Origin of the sequence: Gemmata obscuriglobus (assembly GCF_008065095.1) — a bacterium.
In the GTDB taxonomy this organism is placed as follows: Bacteria; Planctomycetota; Planctomycetia; order Gemmatales; family Gemmataceae; genus Gemmata; species Gemmata obscuriglobus.
The window spans coordinates 4,182,353-4,205,261 of sequence record NZ_CP042911.1; the positions used below are offsets into that span (position 1 = coordinate 4,182,353).

Consider the following 22,909-nt stretch of genomic DNA (forward strand, 5'->3'; position numbering starts at 1 on the left):
GTTCAGTAATCGCTGCACAGACAGGAATGTCTGTGCCACAAGAAACAAACACAACCAGCCGGATCGTAAATGACGCTGGTTTCAACGGCCGCTGGCGGTAGCAGCCTCTACGAGCGTTCCGTCGGCGAGGTCGTCGCCGGGGCGCACCACCAACCGCTCGCCACCGGTTAACCCTTCTGTGATCTCGACGGTTTGGCCGTAGTCACGCCCCAGCTTCACCGCCCGGTACGTCACGCGCCCGGCGGTGTCGACCAGCGCGACCTTCGCCCCCTCGGCGCGGATCACGACCGCGGCACCGGGGACGCGAACCACATTTCCCGGGTTCTCGAGCTGGAACCGCACCTGAAGGTACATCCCGGGCAGCAGCGCGTGGTCCCGGTTCGGAACCGCCACCTCGACCCGCAGGGTCCGGGTCAGCACGTTGACCGACTGCGTGGTGCGGGCCACCGCGCCGGCGAACTCGCGGCCGGGCACCTCGCGCCGCGAAACCGGCGCCGGCTGCCCGGCGCGCACCGCCGTGGCGAACGTTTGCGGCACGTCGGCGAACACCCGCAGCGTGTCGATCTGCGCCAAGTGGAACATTTCCCGCCCGGCGGAACTGTCGGCGACGACGAGCGCCCCGGGGTCGTAGTTGCGGGCGGTGATGACGCCGCCGAACGGCGCGGTCACCTTCTGGAACCGTTGCAGGTCCTCCAGCCGCTTGACGTTGGCCTCGCTCGCCTTGATCGTCGCTTCGGAAAGCTCGACCGTTGCTGTCGACACCTTGAAACTCGCTTCGGCCTCGTCCCGCTCCTGCTTGGAGCCGGCGCCGCCGCTGTACGTTTGCCGAACGCGGTCGAGGTTCAGCCGGCTCAGCTCCACGCTCGCGCGGTTCCGGTCCCGGGTCGCGAGCGATTCGCCCAGCGCCGCCCGCGCCTGAAGGAGTTGCGCGTCCACCTCGGGCGTCTCGATCTCGGCCAGTAACTGGCCCTCCTTCACTTCGTCGCCGATGTCCACGTACCACTTGCGCAGGTAGCCGCTGGTGCGGGCGTACACCGCGGTCTCGCGGAGCGGGTACGCGGTCCCCGGGAGCACCTGCTCGACCTTCGGCGGCGCGCGTTCGGCGGTCACCACCAGCACACGGGGACGGTCCGTGCGCACGGCCTCCGCCGCTTCGGTGCGGTCGGCCTGTTGCCGGTGCCGCGCCCGGACGCCGGCGACACCCAGCGCCCCGAGGGCGGCGAGCGCGAGGATTGCCAGCACGAGTAACCGGAGGAACGACGGCCGCGCCGGCGGGGCTTCGACGTGGTCCGGGTCGGCGTGCCCGTGCGCGGGGTTCGTGTGTAGTACGGGGGTGCTCACGGCCGGCTCCCTTCGAGGTCCTGGTGGTCCAAGTTCCGGGTTGCAAGATTCACTGACCCGCACGGCTTCGCCGGGGGTGCTGGAATGACTCAGTTCGCGTCGGCGGGTTCGGCCGGTGCCGGTTTGGGCCGGAGCAGGCTGTACATGACCGGCACGAAGAACAGGGTGTACGCGGTGGCCACGGTCAGGCCGCCGATAACCGCCCGGCCGAGCGGGGCGTTCTGCTCGCCGCCCTCGCCGTGCCCGAGCGACATCGGCAGCATCCCGGCGATCATCGCCATCGCGGTCATCAGCACGGGGCGGAGCCGCGTCGAGCCCGCCGCCAGCGCGGCGCGGCGGCCGTTCAGGCCGGCCGCCCGCTTCTCGTTGGCGAACGTCACCATGAGAATGCTGTTGGCGGTCGCGACGCCGACGGTCATGATCCCGCCCATCAGGGCCGGGACGCTCACCGTTGTTCCGGTGGCGAACAGCGCCCACAGGATGCCCGCCGCGGCGCCCGGCAGCGCCATCAGGATCACAAAGGGGTCGGTCCACGACTGGAAGTTGACCACCATCAGCAGGTACACCAGCAGCACCGCGAACAGCAGCCCGAACCCCAGCCCCGCGAACGACTCGTCCATGCTCTCGATCTGCCCGCGGATCGCCAGCGTGCTGCCCTTCGGCAGGGTGCCGCGGGCCTCTTCGACCACCGCCTTGATGTCGGCCGCGGCGCCGCCCAGGTCGCGGTCCTGCACGGTCGCGCACACCTCGTACACCGTTTGCACGTTGTAATGGCTGATAAGGCCGGACGACTCCGCGCGCCGCACCGTCGCCAGATTGGAGAGCAGTTGCGGCTCGGTCCCCTCGCCGGTGACGGGCGTGCTGAGCAGCGCGTCGACCGAGTCGATGCGGGTCTGCGGGGTCTGCACGGCGACCCGGTAGTTCACGCCGTTCTTCGGGTTCACCCAGAAGTTGGGCGTGCCCTGGAACGACGAGCTGAGCGAGACGAGCAGCGACCGGGCGGCCTCCTGCTGGGTCACGTTCAGGCCGCTGGCCATCACCCGGTCCACGTCCACGCGGATCTCGGGCGCGTCGGCGATCTGCCGCAGCCGCACGTCCACCACGCCCGGGATCTTGCTCAGCTTCTCGCGCAACTGCTTCGCGACCGCGAGGTTCTCCTCGCGCCGCACCCCCACCACCTGCACGTTGACGGGCGCGGGCTTGCCGAACGTGAGCACCTGGCCGGTCACGTCGGCCGGGAGGAAGTCGAACGTACACCCCGGGAAGCGCTTGGGCAGCTCCTGACGCAGCTTGCGGATGTGGTCCGCGGTCGGGCGGTGTTCGTGCTTCAGCGACACCAGGATTTCGCCGTCGTACACGCTCACCAGCTCGTTGTTGATGTACGCGGTGTTCGTGTAGAACGGGGACACGCCCATGTTGTCGATGACCGTGTCGCGCTCCGCGTCGGGGATCTGCTCGCGGATCACGTCCTCGATCTGCCCGAAGATCCGCTCGGTCTCTTCCAGCCGCGTGCCCGCGGGCGCCCGGACGTGCAGCCGGATCTGGCCGGCGTCGACCGTGGGGAAGAAGTCGCGGCCGATGAACGGGACCAGCGCGAACGACCCGATTGCGAACCCGAGCATGAGCGCCACCGTGACGCCGCGGTTGTGCAGCGCCCAGTCGAGCAGCCCGCGGTACGCCTGGCGGACCCGCTCGAACGTGCTCTCGAACTTCGCGTGCAGCTTGCCGAACACGCCCGACGGGGCGTCGTGCTGTCCGCTGGCGTATTGTCGGGCCTCGCGCCCCAGAAGGAACAGCATCAGCGTCGGCACCAGCGTGCGCGACAGGAAGTAGCTCGCGAGCATCGCGAAGATCACCGCCATCGCCAGCGGGATGAACAGGTACGCCGCCGGGCCGGTGAGGAACACCACCGGCACGAACACGATGCAGATCGCGAGCGTCGACACGAGTGCGGGAATCGCGATCTGCTGCGCCCCGTCGAGGATCGCGTGCCGGAGCGGCTTCCGCATCGCCATGTTGCGGTGGACGTTCTCGATCTCGACGGTCGCGTCGTCCACCAGGATGCCGACCGCCAGCGCCATCCCGCCCAGGGTCATCACGTTGAGCGTCTCCCCGAACGCCCAGAGGCAGAGGATCGAACACATCACCGACAGGGGGATGGAGATGATGATGATCAGCGTCGAGCGCCACGAGCCGAGGAACACGAGGATCAGCAGGGCGGTCAGGCCCGCGGCGACGGCGCCCTCGTGCAGCACCCCGTTCACCGACTCGCGAACGAACACCGACTGGTCGAACAGCACTTCGAGTTTCAGTTCGGGGGGAAGTTGCGCCTGGATGCCCGGCAGCGCCTGCCGCACGCGGGACACGACTTCGATGGTGGACGCCCCCTCGCCCTTCATAATGGGGAGCAGCACCGCCCGCTTGCCGTCGCGGCGCACGACGTTGGTTTGCACCGCGTAGCCGTCCCGCACCTGGGCCACGTCCCGGAGGTAAACGGGCGTGCCGTTCACCGTCTTCACCGGCATCTGGTTGAACGCCTCGACCAGTTCCGGGCTGCTGTTCACCTTGATGTTAAAATCGGTTTCGCCGATTTTGGCGGTGCCGGCGGGGAGGATCAGGTTCTGCGCGTTGACCGCCGTGCTGACGTCCGCGGCGGACAGGCCCCGCGCGTAGAGCTGCTGCGGGTCCAGGTCCACCATGATCTGGCGCGGCTTGCCGCCGTAGGGCTGAGGCACGCGCGCCCCCTGAACCGTGCCGAGCCGCTGAATGATGAAGTTGGCCGCGTAGTCGTACAGCTCCGCTTCCGTAAGGGTGTCACTGGAGACCGCGATCTGGGCCACGGGGACGCTGGTGGCGCTGTACCGGACGATGTACGGCGGGGTGGTGCCCTGCGGCATGTTGCTCAGCACCGTCTGACAGGTCGCGGTCACCTGGGCGGTGGCGGCTTCGATCTTGGCGTTCGGGCGGAAGTAGATGCGGATCACCCCCGTGCCCGTGTAAGCCTGACTCTCCATGTGCTCGATGTCGTTGACTGAAGCGGTCAGCACCCGCTCGGTGACGAGGAGGATGCGCTTTTCGATGTCGTCCGCGGGCATGCCCGAGTACAGGTACACAACTGTTACAACGGGGATGTCGATGTCGGGGAAGTTGTCCTGCGGCATCTTGTAAATCGCGACGATCCCGACCACGAGGATCAGCAGCGAGACGACAACGAACGTGTACGTGCGGTCGAGGGCGAGTTTGACGATCCACATGGGGCGGCCCCTGAGATGTCGCGGCGCGACGCGGCATCGCGATTCGAACCGGCGGCAACCGGGAATACCCAAACAGGGGCGGCAGGCTGTCAGCGATTATCGATAATCGATAAACAAGATGCAATAGCCGGCATGCGTATTGTTTACAGTGAAGAATTGAAGCGGCACTCTCCCCGAGGCTCGCGCATGTCTGTGAAGAAGGGCAGCGTTCGGGATCACGTCCGACGGGCGCTGACCGAGCGAATTCTGGCGGGGCACTATCAGCCCGGTGAGCGGCTGATCGAGTTGCAGCTCGCGCGCGAGTTCGGAACGAGCCAGGGGTCGGTGCGCGAAGCGCTGCGGGAGTTAGAAGCGTCGCGGCTGGTCGAAACGAAGGCGCATCGCGGCACCTACGTCCGAGTCGTCGGTGCGCCGGAGATCCGCGAGGCCTACTTCGTCCGCGGCGTACTCGAACAGGCTGCCGCCCTGACAGCGGCCCCGGCACTCGCCGGCCGTGCAGAAACGTTGCGCCCCGGTGTCGCAGCAATCCTGCGGGCCGCCGACGCGAAAGATTACGCCGACCAGGCGGCCCAGGTGTACGCATTGCACCGCACGATTGTGGCCGCGTCCGGCAACGCCACCCTGTTGCGGTTGTGGGAGGCGCTCGCGTTTGAAACGTGGGTGCGAATCCGGTTGGGCTGGGGCGAAATTAACCGCAAACTCGCGGAAACATCCTACGAACGCATCCTCGCCGTTCTGGACCGCGGGGACGGCGTTACAGCCGGCACACTGCTGCGAGAGCACGCCGCCGCCTTTTCTCCCCCGCCTGAAACAGACACAAACGCGGAGCTTGTTCAACCAACCTAACCACGAGGAACGACGAAGCCGGAGGGCAGGGGCCAACACACCATCACCGGGAGGCTGACACAGGAGTGTGACGTAAGACGTTAAATGGAAAGGAAAAGCGGCAGTAATGTGGCCGGATGCAATTCGCGTTGTTGAGCAGGCTCATCGGTACACTGCACATTTCGCTGATGTGTGCTGCGGGCGAGGACAACTTTGCTACCACAGGAACCCTCGACGAGTCAAGTGAGGCGGTGCGCAAAATGGTCAAATTTTGCCGTCTCGGGTAGACATGGGATCATTGATCAGGTAGCTTTAATTTTCCACACTGCCGCGAAGGGTACCCTATGAAGCTCCGCGTGTTCCTGCTGACGGTCACGCTCGCCCTCTTTAGCGGGGCCAGCGCTCGGGCCGACTACCAGTACCAGTTTGTTAGCAGTACCGGTCAGACTTCCCCGACTACCTTCAATGTGGACCTGAATGGTACCATCAACATTCAGGTCTACTTGGTTCAGACCGCCCCTCCTACTGATCCAAAGCAGGATCTTTCCCAGCATGGCTTGGTTGCTGGGGGGGTACGTCTTAACTACATGAACAACAATGTTCAAGTCGCTGGAATTACTCCCAACTCTCTTACTGCCGGTCAGTTCGAAAGCGCCTCGACCACCATTGCAAACAGCAAAAAATACGCCCGGTTGAACGTGATTAACGACGTTGACGGGGGCGCGGTGATGCCTGATAGCAACGGGCGCGTGCTGCTCGGAACATTCACGTTCACGGGCATGTCCATGGGGCAGACTCTCGTCTACACGAGCGACGCGAGTAGCGGTGTCGATAACATACTCGCTAACGGTCAGTTCCTCGACTCGATGATCAACTACTCGGCTTCTCAGATCACGATTAACGTCGTGCCGGAACCGGGGACGATGGTTCTTTCTGGGTTACTTGCCGTCGGGATTGCGGGCGGGGCGGCTCGCCGGCTCCGCCGTCCGGTTGTGGCTGCCTGATTTCTTAAATTTGCCTTCATGCCGGCGGCCGGATCGGAAATCCGATCCGGCCGCCGGCATTTGCTCATTCCACGCCCTCGTGTCGTAGCTTCTGTGTGGCGTTCGGTGTTTTTAGCGTACTCAAGATGAAGAACTGGTCGCTTTGCAGTAGATGAAATCGGCGCGTTTTTTGTTTGGTTATAGATTCGTGGCGTCTTGCTCATCTTTTGGCTTTTCGATCGCAGAATTAGACACAGTAATCGTTACGGGAACAATCCAAGTAATTGCCCAGCGATTCCAGCACCCATCACACGCGACATTGCGCTCTGATACAGGTGCTTGGTGGCTGTGTCGCACTTCTTGACGAGCCGCGACCGTCCAGGAGCGGGGCACGAACGCGCGATGGGGATGCGAGGACCGTTTTGACAGGATCGACAAGATGAACAGGATTTCAAATTGATCGGTCTTCATCCTGTCGATCCTGTCAAAACGGTCCTCATGAACCGTTCCGCCCGCACGGGGCGCAAGAACGCGGCCCGTTCTCGTACTCATGCCCTGTGGTCGTGTCGCTGTTCTTGGCGAGACGCGACCGCCCGAGGGCGGCATGCACGCTACCGCTCCCGGCTCGTCAGAAAGCGACACCCACGACGGGTTCATGTATGAGGGAGACGCTCATCGCACGTTGCTCCACATCGTGGGAAAATGGTAACTCATCGCGAGTCTCGCTCTGTCAAGTATAAAGTCCGGTACAATGCCAGTATGAGTGCCGAGAAGTATTTGCGGCCCGATGTGATCCGCCAAGTGGCGCGGCTCGATCTGCGGGCGAAGTTCATCGTTCAGGGGTTTCTGACGGGTCTGCACCGCAGCCCCTTCCACGGCTTCTCCGTGGAGTTTTCGGAACACCGCAAGTACAACCCTGGTGACGACCTCAAATCCCTCGACTGGGGTGTCTACGCCAAGACAGGTAAGTACTTCGTCAAGAAGTACCAAGCCGAGACCAACATGACGGGCTATCTCGTCATGGACCTGTCGAAGTCGATGGACTGGAACGGCCCGGCGGAGGCACGCAGGGCCGGCGTGAAACTCGACTGGGGCGCGTTGGGTGCGGCCGACGAGACGCTGACCAAGTTCGATTACGCCGTGTGTCTCGCTGCCGCGCTCGGATACCTGATGATCTACCAGCAGGACCCGGTCGGGTTGGTGGCGTTCGACACCAAGCTGCGCACCGTCGTGCCGCCGAAATCCAAGCGCACGCAACTCGGGACCATTCTTTCGGTGCTCGCCAACCTCAAAGCCACTGGCGAGACCAACATTCCGGAGAGTCTGTTTCAGCTCACGTCCATGATCAAGGGCAAGAGCCTGATCATGCTCTTCAGTGACCTGTTACCCACTACTGACGATTGGAAGAGCGAGGCGGACGCACTGGTCCGCAGCCTGTACCGGTTACGGTATGCGGGCCACGAGGTGATCGTGTTCCACGTGCTGGATGTGCTGGAGGCGAAGTTCCCGCTCGCGGGGTTGGTCGATTTCCAGGACGTGGAGTCCGACGAGCACCAAGAGCTCGACGCGCAAGGCATCCGCGACGACTATGTCACGTTCGTTGAGGAATTCCGGAACTACGTCCGCACGGAATGCGCCTCGGCGAACATCGACTACCTCGGGGTGGATACGTCCGTGGGGTTTGACAAGGCGCTGATCGAGTACTTGGTTCAGCGGCAGCGACGGTTCAGTTGATGCCGCCAGCGGGAAGGCACACATGTGGATGCGGCTCGGATTCGCCGGACTGTCTTTGCCGCTGAAGAGGAAAGTGAGGTCCTAATCACCACTCAAGGGATAGTAACGAACCCAGGCCGTGTGGACAGTCGAATCGCAAGTCGATGCCTGACAAGGGATTCGAATATCTAAGTCCCTGGCGGCTATTGCGGAAGCACTCCAGGGCGATTGCGAACTTATGTCGAAAGTCAGTTGCGGCCGAACTGCGCCAGCAAGAACCAAAACCCTTGAAAACCTAGAGTGCGAAGGGGGGGACTTGAACCCCCACGATCTTGCGATCGACAGAACCTAAATCTGTTGCGTCTGCCAATTCCGCCACCCTCGCTTGCGACCTTTTACCCATCGTAGTGAGCATTAGGCTACTACCGCAACGCAGTAGAATCAACACGCATTTTCCAATTCCCAGGACTACGGGGCGGACTCGCAAGCGTTCAATTTGGGTAACGACCTGAGTTGACTTGTGTCACTGCGAAAGCGATGGAAGCCAATGATTTACGCTTCCCAATGCTGTTACCGGTCATCGAGTCTGGGTCTCTGGTGCCGTGCCTCATTCACCGCACTAACGGTAGGCTTGGGCGAACCCGCACTCGTGTGCCCGTGCTGCCGGTGCTGGTTCGCGTGTGGCAGCGAACGAAACCGGCTGAGCCGACCGGCCAAACTTTGCGGGCGCGCCACCAAAATACCGGCATTTACGAACCCATCGGAGTCACGATTGGGGTACCCGGACGGCACACGCGATGGACCAAAGACGAGATTGAGGGCACGCCGGAAACGCAGTCGAGAAGAAGGTGAGGCGACGTTCGCCAACGTGCAACGATCCCGACTCATTGGTCACTACCAAAGTCGGCGCAGGGCGGCGCGGTGAACGAAACTGCGCCGTGTGGATCTTCAATCAATGAACAGGGTTTAACGGAACTTGTTCGGGTTCATTTGCATAGCGACGCCCGCGGCGGCCCTGATGATCGCGAGTATCAGGCCAATGATCCCGAGTACCAGTCCGGCAACGGCCATCCCCTTGTTCTCGGTTTTTTTCATCCCCAAAGAGCCTGTTGTGATCGCACCGATCGAGGTCGCAATGCCGACCAACGGGCAACAGCACAGTGGGAGTGACAAAATGCCGAGCACCAGCGCCGTTACAGCCTGCCCGTTGCCACCTTGCGAACGCCGCCGGGGGCGGTAATCATCATCGTCATCATCGTAGTCACGCCGGCGTCGCCGCGGACGGTCATCGTCGTCATCATCGCGCGAACGACGTGATCGCGAGGTTGTACCCCGAATCTGACCGCCGGATGCCGAGTTCCCGGGCTTCTTGGTGGTCGCTACGAACACTTGGAGGCAGTGGCCGCACTCCACCTCTTCGCCCTCGTGGGCGGCATGGACCCTCGAGCTGGGTGTTGCACGTCGGGCACGTGACGCGAATATCGGGCATTGGCACTCGCGGGTGTGGCGACGGATTCGGTGCTCGCAAGTTGTGGGCGACCGGTTACCGACTGGTGCGGCTTTGACGAGAGTGTCCCTGCCGGCGGCCGTTCAAAGACGCACTGCCAAGGAGGCGCTGACAATGACGAGCGGCGTTCAGTCGTCGCGCCGCCCGCGCCCGCCTCCGCCGGAAGCCAGCCCGACAATCCCCAACGCCAGATTGACAACGTCGAAATTTACAATCTGAATGATCTGCATTATCAAAAGTGCCTTCGGCCGATCGACAAACCTCTTATTGAACATAGATGAGGCGTTAACAATGGCCAGTATCCCCCAGACCACCGCAAACCAGACGCCCGGCCACGCGCAACACAGGAACGAACTGGACAGGACAGCCAAAAAACTCATGAGAAGGGCCCAGATGCCCCCGCCCAATAACATTCCGGCGACCGGCTGGCTCGGGATCTGATCCCCCCGTCGTGGGCGGTAGTCGTCATCGTCATCGTCATCGTCATCGTCATCCCGGCGGCGCCGCCGCGGGCGGTCGTCGTCCTCCTCGTCAGCACGGTCGCGCGCGGAACCGGAGCGAGGGGCCGCCCCCCGGGTCTTGCGCCCAGACGCCGAAGAGCCATCCTTTTTCGTTGCCGCTACGAACACTTGGAGGCAGTGGCCGCACTCCACCTCTTCGCCCTCGTGGGCGGCGTCGACCTCGAGCTGGGTGCTGCAGGTCGGACACGTGACGCGAATGTCGGGCATTGGTACTCGCGGTTTGAGTGACGGTAACGTTTCGCTACTGTAACGCCTTCTGTTCCGGAGACTACTCGCGCGGAACGTCCGGGACCGGTGCGGCAGAACCCTCGAACGCCTTTGGCGCGCAGACCAAAAGCAAGCCGCGCACAATTGGTTGCCTATTTTCGGCCCGGCAGGTCGTCCCTGAACAGTTCGCTCACAGACTCGTTGCCGTGAATTCGTCCGATCGCGTTGGCGATCAGATTCGCGACCGAAATCACCTTCATATTTGGAAGTTGCTTGTCCGGGGGCAGTGGAACACTGTCCGTGATGACGATCTGGTCGATCGCCGACCCCCTCAGCCGCTCGATGGCCGGACCGCACAGCACCCCGTGCGTGGCACACACGAACACGTGCTTGGCGCCGTGGTCACGCGCCACCCGCACGGCCCCGCTGATGGTCCCGGCGGTCGAGATCATGTCGTCGTACAGCACCACCGACTTGCCCTCGAGCGGCGCGCCGATCAGGTGCCCGTGTTTGATCTCCGTCGCGCTGCTGCGGCGCTTGTCGGCCACCGCGATCAGCCCGCCGACATTCTTTTGGAAATCGAGCGCCTTTTTAATGCTCCCTTCGTCCGGGCTGAGCACCACCAGATCGCTCTGGTCGATGTTGAGCGAGCGGACGTACTTGGCGATCTCCTTGACCGCGTACAGGTGGTCCACCGGGATGTCGAAGAACCCCTGGATCTGTGCGGCGTGCAGGTCCAGGGCCAGAACGCGGTCGGCGCCGGCCTTGGTGATGAGGTTGGCGACGAGCTTCGCGGAGATGGGAACGCGGCCCTTGTCCTTGCGGTCCTGGCGGGCGTAGCCGTAGTACGGGAGGACGGTGGTGATCCGCGCGGGGCTGGCCCGCTTGAACGCGTCCAGGATGATGAGCAGTTCCATCAGGTGGTCGTTCACCGGGGTGCAGGTGGGCTGCACGATGAACACGTCCCGGCCGCGCACGTCCTCCTCAATGCGGACGCTGGTCTCCTTGTCCGGGAAGTCGCCGATGGTGAGGTTGCCGAGCGGCACCGCGAGCGCCCTCGCAATACCCTCGGCCAGCGGACGGTTGGCCCGCCCGCTGAAGATCTTGAGCTTGGTGTTGACCGTTCCGAACACGGACATCTCCTGAGCGCCCCCGGCATGGAACGGGACCGCGACAGAGGGGGAACCGCATTATGTATCACTATTTATTAGGCCGCCAGCGCGTGCACGAAAAACGGTTGTGTCGGGAATAACGGCGATCCGGTATCGTAAAAACCCCAACAGCCCCGCCCCACGAGCATCGGTTCCAATGTCGGACGTGAACGACCACCTTGCGCTGGCGCTCGTGCCGGGACTCGGTCCGAAACTGACAGCCGCACTGCTCGAGCGGTTCGGCACGGCCGCCGCGGCCCTTCGGGCCACCGCCGCGGATCTGGTTCAGATCCCACACATCGGTGAAAAGCTCGCAACGGCCCTCGCTGCGGCCTTGCGTGCGGTCAACATCGATTCGGAACTCGCTCTTTTGGAGCGGCACGGCGTGCGGCCGGTCGCACTCGGCTCGTCCGAGTACCCGGCGCCGCTGGCCGCGGTGCCGGCGCCGCCACCGCTGTTGTACGTCCGGGGGGCGTGGGTTGCCGCGGACGTGAACGCGATCGGCATCGTGGGCGCGCGGTCCTGCACCGCCTACGGAAAAAGACTTGCGGAGCAGATCTCACGGGATCTCGTGCGCGCCGGGTTCACCGTCGTATCGGGCCTGGCACGCGGGATCGACGGGGCGGCCCACCGCGCGGCGCTGGCGGCCGGCGGGCGCACGATCGCGGTTCTCGCCGGCGGCCTCTCCTCCATTTACCCGCCGGAACACGCGGACCTTGCGGCGGAGGTGGCGGGAAACGGGTGCCTGGTGACCGAAACCCCGATGGCCGTGGCGCCGCAGCCCGGGATGTTTCCGGCGCGGAACCGGATCATCAGCGGGTTGAGTCGGGGGATCGTGGTGATCGAGGCGAACGCGAAGAGCGGCGCGCTGATCACGGCGACGCACGCCGCCGAGCAGGGGCGCGAAACGTTCGCCGTGCCCGGGAACGTGGACAGCGCGGCCAGCGCCGGCTGTCTGGAACTCTTGCGCAAGGGCGCCCGGCTCGTGCGCGGCGCCGACGACATCATCGAAGACCTGAAGGGTATCGCGACAGCCGACTACCCTGCTGGTTCGATGGACCGTGGTCTGGCACCCGCAGGAACCCAGTATAAAGGCGCTCAAGGGCACCCGTCGCAGGAGGACGCGGTAACCGGTCGAGCCGTTCGGGAGGACGTTCCCCGTCCGCCGGCACCAATACTGGACGTGACCCAGCAGCGCGTGTTCGACGCCCTCGCGGACAAACGGCACGCGGACGAACTGGCACGCGAACTGGGCGTGGCGGTCGGCGAGTTGTCGCGCATCCTGATGCAACTGGAACTGAAGAAGGTGCTCCGGCGACTGCCCGGCAACTTCTATGAGCGGCGGTGAAAAGGGAAGGGCGTTGCGCCAGAACGTAAGGCCCTGCGACAAGGGGCGGGCCAGGTTGGTGGTGGACAACGACCGGCACCCGCGCGGTGCCGGAGGCGGGGATCGCGGGTTACCGTTTTTGCCGACTGAGTGGGCCGCGTCGAAGTCAGCACGCCCGGCCCGTGTCGGCCGTGCGTCTGCTACCCGTGCCCCCTCCCAGAGAAGACACAGGTAGCCGATCCCCGAGAACAAATGGTGGATTAAAAAGCGCTCCGCGCATGCCTTACTTCTTGTTCGCAATCAGGTTGGTCGTGAGCGCCTTTTCTGTGGGCTCGCGGATGTCCCACACCAGTCCGACGGCACCCAGCGCGCGGATGATGTAGTAGCTCATGTCCACCTCCCACCACTTGAACCCCTGGCGCGCACAACTCTGGTAGTGGTGGTGATTGTTGTGCCAACCCTCGCCCATCGTCAGGATCGCGGCCCACCAGCAGTTCTTGCTTTGGTCCGTCGTTTCGTACCGGCGTGTGCCGAACAGGTGGCACGCCGAATTCACCAGGAATGTGGCGTGGTACAGGCACACCGTGCCCACCAAGAACCCCCACACTACACCGCTCCAGCCGGCCAGAAGGTAACACAGCACGGCAAGCGACAGCCCGGGCACCCAGGTAAATGAGGAGTCCAGGACGCGCAGCTCGCGGAACCGAGCGAAGTCTCTCATCTCAGGGGCGTTCGTGAACCGCCCGGAAATCACCCAGCCGATGTGCGCCCACCACACGGTCCGGACGATCGGCGAGTGCGGATCGTCCTCCTGATCGGAGTGCTTGTGGTGGTGGCGGTGGTGCCCGGCCCACCACAGCGGCCCCTTCTGCATCGCGGCGCAGCCGATCCACGCAAGCACGAACTGGAACCAGCGGCTCGTCTTGTAGGCGCGGTGGGCGAAGTAACGGTGGTACACACCGGTAATGCCGAACATACGCGTGACATAGAAGAGCAACCCGAGCCCCGCGGCCTCCCAGGTGAACGGCACGAAGAACGGCGCCACCACCGCCGCGACGTGCAGCAGGATGAACGGAACAGTACGCGCGCGCGCGTACCAGTCCATTGCCGGCTCGGGTAACTGTGGCAGTTTGGGAACGGTAATCACGGGCGACACGCCCGAATTTGGTGCAGTGGCAGGAATAGCGGCGGCTCCGATGAGCGTGCGAGTTGGATACGGCGTCCTGGATAAAATTAGGACTCCCAGGTCGCTAATGCTCGCATGAAATCCGAAATCCCACAAGCCGCATTGCCGGTGCCGTCACGGCGCCCCGAAAGCGATGATCGCGGTGCCAACGGATCCCAACCGCTTTTCTGCGTGGCCAGTTGACACAAGCCCGGGCGAGCATTCGTGGACGCGGCTCACGCCGTCCACGGGGTACTTTTTGTGCTGCGTGTGGTGCCAAGTGTGGAGTTCGTGTGCGGGCTTTCGAGACCCTGCCGGTTCAACGTACTGGCTCGGCCTCAAGACCCTAACGTACCGGACGTTCGGCGGCGCCTCATGCTTGCCCGCGTAAAGCGTCGGACATAACCGGGGCCGCACCCAGACACCCGGACGCACCGGCCGGAATATGTTTTCCCGCGCCGAGGCCGTTTGTGTAAATTAGAGCACGTCTGCTCCTTCGGAGACCGTCTCAATGCGCCGTTACGGGATGCCGCTCGCCGTTGTGCTGCTGCTCGCCGCGCTGCCGCTCGTTCCGATCGTCGGGCAGGAAAAACGAGTGCCCCCGGACGCACCGGTGCTTCCGGGCAAACGTCTCCCGGCGCGCCCCGGTGCGGGTCCGACCGCTTCCCCCGGCGCGCAACTCAGTGACGACGCGGCGTTGAAGGCTGCGGGGCTCACGTCGACCGACGCCGACTCGCTGCTCGCCTACCTCAAGGCTCGCACCCTTTCGGACGACGACCAGAACAAAATCGGTGAGGTGATTGCCCGCTTCGGCACCGACGAGTTCGAGGCGCGCGTCCGGGCCACGGACGAGGTGGAGAAGTTCGGCTCCGCGGCGATCGGCCCGCTCAAGGCCGCGGTGCAGAACCCCGACCCCGAGGTCGCGTACCGTGCGCGGATCGCGCTGAAGCGGGTGGAAAAAGTCCCCCACTCGGCCGTGGCGTCGGCCGCGGTCCGCGCGCTGGTCAAGCTCAAACCCAGGGATGCCGCGGCGGTGATGCTCGGGTTCCTCCCGATGGCCGACACGGAGGAAGTGGCGGACGACATCCGCGCCGGCCTCGTCGCGCTGGCGGTCAACGACGCCGGTAAACCGGAGCCGGCCCTGCTCAAGGCGCTCGACGACAAGTTAGTGGTCCGCCGATCCGCTGCGTACGTCGCGCTGACAGAAGGCGGCGCCGGCGCCGAACGCATTCGCATCAAGGACGCGTTCCCGCTGGTGAAGGCCGCGGTGCGAAAGGAGTCCGACACCGACGCCAAGTTTCGTGGGCTGTGGGCGCTGCTGCTCACCACTCGCGAACGGGAGTTCGTCCCGGACCTGATCGGCCTGATCCCGCAGTTGCCCCGCGGTCGCATCTGGCAGTTGGAGGAGTTCCTCCTGCTCGCCGCCGGGGACACCCGACCGGACGCCAAGTTCGGCAAATCCGAGGAGTCACTAACGAAGGCACGCGACGCGTGGGCCGGGTGGTGGAAGCAGAAGGGCGCCGCGTTCGATCTGGCGGCGTTCGAGTTCAACCCGCGCATCACCGGCTTCACGGACGTGATCGAGTACGACGGAAGTTTCGGGCGCTACCGGGTCGTCACGCTGGGGCCGGACCAGAAGGAGAAAGCTCATCTGGGGGCGATCGGGGTGAATCAACTCAGCTTCCCGACCGACGTGAAGAAGTTGCCCAACGGTAACTACCTGATCGCGGAGTTGAACATGAACCGCGTGACGGAGCGCGACTCCACGAGCCGCATCGTGAAGACCACGATCATTACGCAGCCGCTCGGCGTCGAACTGCTGTCCGACGGTGGGGTGGTGTACGTGTGCCGCAACCAGATCCTCGTGCGCGACAAGGACGGCAAGCAAGTGTGGCAGTTCACGCGCGGACAGCACGACATTATGGGCGGGTGCCGGCTGCCGAACGGTGACATCGCGTTCGTGACGATGTGGAACGGTGCGAACAACCAGGCGAACTTGTTCCGCCTGGCCGGTAAAGACGGCAAAGAGGTGGGCAAGCCGCTGTCGCTGGCCCGGGTACAGCAACTGCACGGCATGAACGCATCCGGCGACGACCGGATTCTGGTGTGCGAGTACAACCGCGTGGCCGAGTACGATCTGAAGGCCGGCAAAGAGGTGTGGAAGTACGACGTGAACAACGCGACGTGCGCGCAGCGGCTGCCGAACGGCCACACACTCATCACGTACATGTCCGCGTCGCAGGGCCAGCCCGGCAAAGTGATCGAGGTGGACACGAGTGGCGACATCGTGTGGGACTACTCGCCGAAGGACAACATGCGCCCGTCCCGAGCGATCCGGCGGTAACACCCACGAAGGTGGCAAGGGCGTGCGCACGATCCGTGGCGCATTGCTCAGCGACGATGAACGGTTCACCAAACACTTCGCAGGCACGACAACACCGGGGTGCAGCACCTCGCCCCGGCACTGATCGCACGCGTCCACCAGGTTCACGAGCGGCAAGTCCACACCCGTGCCTCTGAACTATCACCACACCGCACCGGCGTACTCCGACGCGCGACAGGGAGATCAGAACAGAGCAACTCGCCCTGGCGACCGCATGACCGAATCCGGCAACGGGTTACATTGTGCATCGTGGCATCCGCCTGCTACCGGAAAGTGGTAAATAGTCTGCCGGGCGCGCATAAACCCGTAACTTAACGGGAAGAATCTCCATACTCAGTTTTGGGACAGCAATGGCGCGCGTACTCATCGCCGACAAGCTGGAGTCGTCCGGGATCGAACTGCTTCAGGCCGCTGGGATCGAAGTGGACAACCGCCCCGGTTTGAAGGGGGATGAGCTGAAGGCCGCCATTCAGGCCGCCGACGCCGTCATCTGTCGGTCGCAGCCGAAGCTCAGCGCCGAGTACTTCGACAACCCTGGAAAGATGCGCGCGGTGGCTCGCGCCGGCGTCGGCGTGGACAACATCGACGTGGCCGCGGCCACCCGCAAGGGGGTCGTGGTGATGAACACGCCCGGCGGGAACACGGTGTCCGCCGCGGAGCACACCATCGCCCTCTTGCTCGCCCTCTCGCGGCGCATCCCGGCCGCGGACGCGACCATGAAGGCGGGCGGTTGGGACCGCAACAAGTTCGTCGGGACCGAGGTGGCGGGTAAGGTGCTCGGCGTGGTCGGGCTCGGGCGTATCGGGCGCGAGGTGGCGCGGCGCGCGAAGGGCCTCGACATGAAGGTGATCGCGCTGGACCAGTTCGTGACTGCCGCCAAGGTGGCCGAACTGGGGTACGAGTCGGCGGCGAGCCTGGACGAGCTGCTGCCCAAGGTCGACTATCTCACGCTGCACGTTCCCGGCGGGGCCGAAACGAAGAGCATGGTCGGCGCCCGCGAACTGGGGCTGATGAAAAAGACCGCCCGTGTGTTGAACGTCGCCCGCGGCGGCATCATCGACGAGAAGGCGCTGGCCGAGGCTCTGGCCGCCGGCACCATTGCGGGGGCCGGCGTGGACGTGTTCAGCGTGGAGCCGATCGCGGCGGACAACCCGCTCGCGAAAGCCCCGAACATCGTCATCACCCCCCACCTGGGGGCCTCCACGCTCGAGGCGCAGGAGAACGTCGCGGTCGAGGCGGCGCAGCTCATCAAGGACTTCTTGCTGAGCGGCCAGGTTGCGAACGCGGTTAACATGGCGGCGGTAAACCCCGCCGAACTCGCGGAAGTGCGTCCGTACGTTGACCTCGCCCGTCGGCTCGGGCTGCTTCAGGCGCAGGTCGCGCAAGGGGCGATTCGCAAGGCGTCGCTCACGTACCGCGGCGAACTCGCGGGGCAAAAGACCAAGCTCCTGACCGCGGCGTTCACCGCCGGCATGCTCGAGTACCGGCTCAGCGAGGGGGTGAACCTCGTGAACGCCGACGTGCTCGCCCGCGACCGCGGGATCGAGATCGCGGAATCGTCGAGCCCGAAGAAGGGCGACTTCGCGGCGCTCCTGCACACCGAGGTCGAGACCGAGGGGGGCACGACGGTCGCGTCGGGCACTCTCTTCGGTGACCAGTACGTTCGGCTCGTGCAACTCGGGCCGTTCCGGATGGAGGGCTACCTCGACGGCGTGCTGCTGGTGTTCCGGCACCACGACGTGCCGGGACTGATCGGGTTCGTGGGCACCATCTTCGGCAAGCACAAGGTGAACATCGCGCAGATGACGGTCGGCCGCACCTCGCCGGGCGGCGAAGCGATCGGCATTCTGAACCTCGACAACTGGCCGTCAGACGAGGCGGTCGCAGAGGTCAAAGCGCACCCGCAAATCAGTTCGGTGACGGTGGTGAAACTGCCGGCCGCGGGTGAACTTCCGGCGTGGCTCGGTTAAGATCTGTGCGCGGATGTGTACGCAACGGCGGGCGACCTGTGCCCATTGAGTTGGGGTTCGCGAAACTCACGCTAGCAAGCCTTTCGTTCTGGCTTTCGGCCAGAACGAAGGGCTTTCGCTTTTCGCACGGCGGGCGTTAGCCGATTCCGGAGATTTTGCGGTACAGGCGCTCGTAAGCCTCGGCGCTGCGGTCCCAGCTCCAGTCCTGTGCCATTGCGGTCCGAACGACTTGGCGGAAGTCGTCGGGCCGCTGGCGGTACAGGACCAGCGCCCAACGCACCGTCTCGTACAGGGCGTGGGCGGTGTACTCGTTAAAGCTGAAGCCGGTCGCCCGCTGGTCGGCGAGGTTCTCTTCCGTGGCGTTCACGACCGTGTCAGCGAGGCCGCCGGTCGCACGCACCACCGGCGGGGTGCCGTACTTCAGGCTGTACATCTGGTTCAGCCCGCACGGCTCGTACCGGCTCGGCATCAGGAACAGGTCGCTGCCGGCCTCAACCACGTGTGCCAGCGTCTCGTTGAACCCCAAGTAGATTCCCACGCGGTTCGGATTCTTGTCCCGAAGGGCCTGGAGCTGGTCGTGGTAGATCTGATCGCCGTCACCAAGCACGATGATCTGGCAGCCTAGGTCCAGAAACCCTTGCGCGGCGCTGAGCGTGATGTCGATTCCCTTTTGCCCGACGAGCCGCGCGACCATCCCCAGAACGGGTGTGGTCGGCTCTTCGGGCAGGTTGAACCGGCGCTGGAGGTCCGCTTTACACAACGGCTTGTTCTCGAACACGTTCTCGGGCGTGTACCGCGCCGCGATGTGCTTGTCGTGGGCCGGGTTCCAGTGCTCGTAGTCGCACCCGTTCACGATCCCGGACAGCTTCCAGTGGAGGTTCGTGAGCAGCCCTTCCAGGCCGTACCCGAACTCGCCCGTCTGGATCTCGCGGGCGTAGGTGGGGCTGACCGTGTTAACCGCGTCCGCGAACACGATCCCGGACTTGAGGAAGTTGAAGCCGTAGTGCTCGAGTTGGTTCGGGTTGTAGAGCCACCCCGGCAGGCCGGTGTAGTTCATCAGCTCGCGCGGGTAAGACCCCTGGTACGCGATGTTGTGGACCGTGAACGTCGAGCGGATGCGCTGGTAGCCCGGGTTGTTGCGGTACGTCTCCGCGAGGTACGCCGGAATGAGGCCGGTTTGCCAGTCGTTTGCGTGGATCACGTCGGGGGCGAAGCCGATGTGCGGCACCAGTTCCATGACCGCGCGGCAGAAGAACACGAACCGCACACCGTTGTCGCCGTAATCCTGCTTCCCGCCCCAGCCCTGCTCCTGGTACAGCCCGCGCCCGGTCTTCGGGTCGTCGCGCTCGAAGTAGGGTGCGTGCTCGATCAGGAAGACCGGCACCGACGTGTTCGGGAGGAACGAGCGGTACACGCGGCACGCGAGCACCCGGTCCCCCATTGGCACGGGAAGCACGATCCCGGTGCGCTCGATCGGGTGCCCGGACCGCTTCACCGCGTTGTAGAACGGCATCACGACAGAAGCGGTGTTCCCGCGGCGCGCGAGTGCCGCGGGCAGCGCGCCGGCGACATCGGCCAACCCGCCGGTCTTCGCGAACCCGACCACTTCGCTCGCCGCTACCAGTACCCGCAACCCGGCCACAGTGATTCTCCCGCCGGCGCCAATTCGCGACCCTAGAAACTATAGGATCGGTTGCGGGGGGGTGTGGAACAAAGAAGAATGGCCACAATCTGTCGCGGCGGCACTGGCCAGGGGCCGATTTTTGACGGAATCGACAGGATGAGCAGAACGGGACGGCTGGGCGGGCTTTCTTGTTTTTCTGCTCACGCTCAACCGGTCGATCCCGTCAAAACCTCGCGCCGTTGGCACGCGAAGTTATTTCGCGCTACCCGCACGCACTTCAACGCTCCCATCGGTGCCTTGAATCATGATGGTGTGGGCCATCTTCGCGAAGATGCCCGTCCCGACGACGCCGGGGATCGCGAGAATTTGCGCCTCCGTGTCGGCGGGGGCCGTGATGGCGGTGGTGCGGCAGTCGAGGATGTAGTTCCCGTTATCGGTGACGAATGGTTTCCCGTCTTTCATCCGCAGCGCGGACGGGAGACCCAGCGTTTCGAGACGCTTGCGGCACGGGGTCAGTGCGAACGTCACGACTTCAACGGGAAGCTTGCCACGTTCGCCGAGCACCTTGACAACCTTTTCGCCGCCCGCGAGCACAACGAACGTGCGGGCGTAGGCCGCAACGACCTTCTCGCGCACGAGGGCGCCGCCGTAGCCCTTGATGAGGTCGCCGTTCGGGTCGACTTCGTCGGCGCCGTCCACGCACACGTCGATGTACGGCACGTCATCGAAGGTCACGAGGGGGATGCCCAGTTTGGTGGCGAGTTCGGCGGAGACTTCCGAGGTGGGCAACCCGCGGATGCGGAGCCCGGCCTGCACTTTGGCCCCGAGCGCCTGAATGAACGCGGTCGCGGCGCGCCCCGTACCCAGACCGACCACGGTGTCGGGCTGAACGAGTTCGACCGCCTTCGCGGCGATGGCGTCGGTGTCGGGAGTGCCCGCGGACATGTGCTGGCCCTTCGGTGGGAAAAAGGGCATTCTCGCTCGCAACTGCTGCGGCCGCAAGAGGCACCCGATGTAGAGATCGGCCCGAGACCTCCCGATCCTGTTGTTACTCCCGTTCGTCGTTTTTTGGGTTTCGGCGTATGGATCGGGGGCGTGCCGGGATCAGTATGAGGGAACAGCAACGGCCCCCGAGAACTTGATGACCCATGCTACGCCGATTTGCTCGCGTGCTGGCTGCGACCGCTGAGGTTGGGGACTCGGTCCCTGACACCGAACTGCTTCGCCAGTTCGCACAAAACCGAAACGCGGCCGCGTTCGAACTGCTCATGCGCCGCCACGCGGACACCGTCTGGACTCCGTGCCGGCGGCTCCTTCGCTCAGAAGCCGATGCTGAGGACGCCTTTCAGGCCACTTTTCTCATTCTTGCTCGTAAAGCCGGTGCGATTCGCGGGGCGCGTATCGGCGGGTGGCTGCACCGAGTGGCTGTCCACGTCGCCCTGAAGTTGCGCGCGCGAACCGCCCGGGTTCCCGTCCTGGCGTCAGGGCATCTGAATACCGTTCCGGCTCCAGCGGAGCCCGACCCGGAAATCACCGGGATCGTTCAGGAGGAACTGGCACGGCTCCCGGACCGGTACCGACTGCCGGTCGTGCTGTGCGAGTTGGAAGGACGCACCCACGTCGAAGCCGCAGCCGCATTGCGATGCCCGGTCGGGACCATCGCCGGGCGGCTCAGTCGCGCCCGACGCCTGCTGCGCGATCGGCTCATCCAGCGTGGGGTGGCCCCGATCCTGGTGTTGTCAACATCGGCCACACCGGTCGGTATGGTCCGCGCCGCCGTGGCACTCGTAAGCGGTGGAGCGGCCGTTCGCCCCGTCGTGTTAACCCTCACCGAAGGAGTTCTGCACGCCATGAGTACCGCCAAGTGGAAGATGGCCGCGGGTGCGGTCGCGTGTTTGCTCGGACTGGCTGGGGCTGGAATCGCAGCGTTCGGCTCGCTGCCGTCAACTCCAGCACCGCCGGCTCCGATGCCCGTACCCGCGGCCCCGCCCCAAAAAGGCGAGCCCGCTTCGAAGGTCAAAACGAATGCGGAACTGGCTCAGGACGCAAAGGACCGCTTCGCCGAATTCGAGCAACTCCTGACGGTGATCACCGAACTCGAACTGCTCAAACATCGCCGGGAAATCTATGCCGCCGGGCGACCCGGTAAGGAGGACGCGACCGCGCTGACCAAAAAGGTGGCCGACCTGGAGCGAAAGATCCAGGAACTGAGACCGCGGCTGAAATACTACACCGATGATATCGGGCTCAATTCCCCCTCAAGACTCCCGTGGGCCATCAAGGAGATCAAGGAGGAACTCGAGAAACTCGAAAAGGCTGACCGTGCCAAGTCACTCGAGCCCCAGGCCGCACCGACCAATGACCTCAAACTCCTTAATGGTGAGTGGAAGGTTGTGGCTCTGGAAGCCAACGGAAAGAAGGCCCCGGCCGCCGAGATTGAGGGTGGGCGTTGGGTGTTCTCGGGCGCGGAAGTCCAGTTCGGTGACCCCGGCGAGAAACTCGGGGGGAGATCGTCTGTGAAACTGGACACGACCAAATCGCCGAAGCACATCGATCTGGCCGGCCTGGAAGGAGCGGGTAAGGGCATAACGAGTCCGGGGATCTACAAGCTGGAAAAGGGCCGACTCGTCATTTGTCTGGGGGACCCGAAGAGCGGCGAGAAGGGGCGGCCCACAACCTTCGCTACCGGGGCGCTGGGTGAAGCAGCGCTTATAACCCTTGAGCGGGTCAAGGACAAGAAGTAGCGCCGCGCCAACACACATTGGCATAATTGATTATATTGGCCGACGGATGTGTTTTTTGTGATTGATTCTGCGCAGACATCTCGAACTGTGTCGCAAGACCGCGGCACTACTACGTGCTGAAGACCAACCTCGCCCACCACCCGCGCACGCGGCCGAGGTTCCCCCCGGCCGCGGCTTCGCTCACGCTCGGGTTC

General features: G+C 64.3%; 15 protein-coding genes, 1 tRNA gene and 1 pseudogene. 8 read left to right on the forward strand and 9 right to left on the reverse strand.

The genetic code is table 11. From position 1 onward, the window contains the following. Positions 1-81: 81 nt before the first annotated feature. Together GobsT_RS17320 and GobsT_RS17325 are read right to left on the reverse strand one after the other, a co-directional pair. Entirely contained in the window at positions 82-1,341 is a 1,260-nt protein-coding gene (locus GobsT_RS17320; RefSeq protein WP_010048673.1) for an efflux RND transporter periplasmic adaptor subunit, read from the reverse strand. Positions 1,342-1,430: 89 nt separating this feature from the next. Beyond that, the gene (locus GobsT_RS17325; RefSeq protein ID WP_010048670.1) at positions 1,431-4,595 is read right to left on the reverse strand and encodes an efflux RND transporter permease subunit; all 3,165 of its coding nucleotides are present in this window, start codon (positions 4,593-4,595) and stop codon (positions 1,431-1,433) included. A gap of 186 nt (positions 4,596-4,781) precedes the next feature. Here GobsT_RS17325 and GobsT_RS17330 point away from each other — a divergent pair, with 186 nt between their 5' ends. The 3 genes from GobsT_RS17330 to GobsT_RS17340 all read left to right on the forward strand — a co-directional run bounded on the left by GobsT_RS17330 (position 4,782) and on the right by GobsT_RS17340 (position 8,137). Continuing rightward, positions 4,782-5,441 (forward strand): GntR family transcriptional regulator, encoded by a 660-nt coding sequence (locus tag GobsT_RS17330; protein ID WP_010048668.1) that lies wholly within the window; start codon positions 4,782-4,784, stop codon positions 5,439-5,441. Positions 5,442-5,764: 323 nt separating this feature from the next. Next, on the forward strand, positions 5,765-6,424 hold the full coding sequence (locus GobsT_RS17335; RefSeq protein WP_010048663.1) for a PEP-CTERM sorting domain-containing protein: 660 nt from the start codon (positions 5,765-5,767) through the stop codon (positions 6,422-6,424). Between the two features lie 738 nt (positions 6,425-7,162). Continuing rightward, on the forward strand, positions 7,163-8,137 hold the full coding sequence (locus GobsT_RS17340; protein WP_010040646.1) for a DUF58 domain-containing protein: 975 nt from the start codon (positions 7,163-7,165) through the stop codon (positions 8,135-8,137). A 280-nt stretch (positions 8,138-8,417) separates the two neighbouring features. Here the strand turns inward: GobsT_RS17340 and GobsT_RS17345 are convergent. The 4 genes from GobsT_RS17345 to GobsT_RS17360 form a co-directional block, all read right to left on the reverse strand. Beyond that, positions 8,418-8,501 (reverse strand) — tRNA-Leu (locus GobsT_RS17345). A gap of 581 nt (positions 8,502-9,082) precedes the next feature. Continuing rightward, entirely contained in the window at positions 9,083-9,529 is a 447-nt protein-coding gene (locus GobsT_RS40515) for a DUF4190 domain-containing protein (RefSeq protein WP_330591351.1), read from the reverse strand. 222 nt (positions 9,530-9,751) lie between these two features. Next, entirely contained in the window at positions 9,752-10,351 is a 600-nt protein-coding gene (locus GobsT_RS17355; RefSeq protein WP_010040654.1) for an MJ0042-type zinc finger domain-containing protein, read from the reverse strand. Between the two features lie 152 nt (positions 10,352-10,503). Next, complete coding sequence (locus GobsT_RS17360; protein WP_033198396.1) at positions 10,504-11,490, reverse strand: ribose-phosphate diphosphokinase; 987 nt, start codon at positions 11,488-11,490, stop codon at positions 10,504-10,506. A 169-nt stretch (positions 11,491-11,659) separates the two neighbouring features. Here GobsT_RS17360 and dprA point away from each other — a divergent pair, with 169 nt between their 5' ends. Further along, entirely contained in the window at positions 11,660-12,850 is a 1,191-nt protein-coding gene (gene dprA, locus GobsT_RS17365) for a DNA-processing protein DprA (RefSeq protein ID WP_010040659.1), read from the forward strand. A gap of 262 nt (positions 12,851-13,112) precedes the next feature. Here dprA and GobsT_RS17370 read toward each other — a convergent pair whose 3' ends face one another. Further along, a complete protein-coding gene (locus GobsT_RS17370) occupies positions 13,113-13,934 on the reverse strand; it encodes an acyl-CoA desaturase (protein ID WP_010040661.1) in 822 nt (273 codons plus the stop codon). A 571-nt stretch (positions 13,935-14,505) separates the two neighbouring features. On the opposite strand from GobsT_RS17370, the gene GobsT_RS17375 reads away from it, so the two are divergent. Both GobsT_RS17375 and serA read left to right on the forward strand, forming a co-directional pair. Further along, positions 14,506-16,338 (forward strand): outer membrane protein assembly factor BamB family protein, encoded by a 1,833-nt coding sequence (locus GobsT_RS17375; RefSeq protein ID WP_010040663.1) that lies wholly within the window; start codon positions 14,506-14,508, stop codon positions 16,336-16,338. Positions 16,339-16,727: 389 nt separating this feature from the next. Continuing rightward, positions 16,728-18,347, forward strand: coding sequence for a phosphoglycerate dehydrogenase (gene serA, locus GobsT_RS17380; protein WP_010040665.1), 1,620 nt, complete (start codon positions 16,728-16,730; stop codon positions 18,345-18,347). A gap of 136 nt (positions 18,348-18,483) precedes the next feature. Here the strand turns inward: serA and glgA are convergent, their stop codons facing one another. Both glgA and rpiA read right to left on the reverse strand, forming a co-directional pair. Next, complete coding sequence (gene glgA, locus GobsT_RS17385) at positions 18,484-19,989, reverse strand: glycogen synthase GlgA (RefSeq protein ID WP_010040669.1); 1,506 nt, start codon at positions 19,987-19,989, stop codon at positions 18,484-18,486. A gap of 234 nt (positions 19,990-20,223) precedes the next feature. After that, positions 20,224-20,916: a ribose-5-phosphate isomerase RpiA gene (gene rpiA / locus GobsT_RS17390; RefSeq protein ID WP_010040672.1), complete on the reverse strand. Its 693-nt coding sequence runs from the start codon at positions 20,914-20,916 to the stop codon at positions 20,224-20,226. 203 nt (positions 20,917-21,119) lie between these two features. On the opposite strand from rpiA, the pseudogene GobsT_RS41100 reads away from it, so the two are divergent. Both GobsT_RS41100 and GobsT_RS39705 read left to right on the forward strand, forming a co-directional pair. Then, positions 21,120-21,665 (forward strand): annotated as a pseudogene (locus GobsT_RS41100) (RNA polymerase sigma factor); the annotation flags it as partial. Between the two features lie 156 nt (positions 21,666-21,821). Next, positions 21,822-22,715: a TIGR03067 domain-containing protein gene (locus GobsT_RS39705; protein ID WP_232068369.1), complete on the forward strand. Its 894-nt coding sequence runs from the start codon at positions 21,822-21,824 to the stop codon at positions 22,713-22,715. Positions 22,716-22,909: the final 194 nt, after the last annotated feature.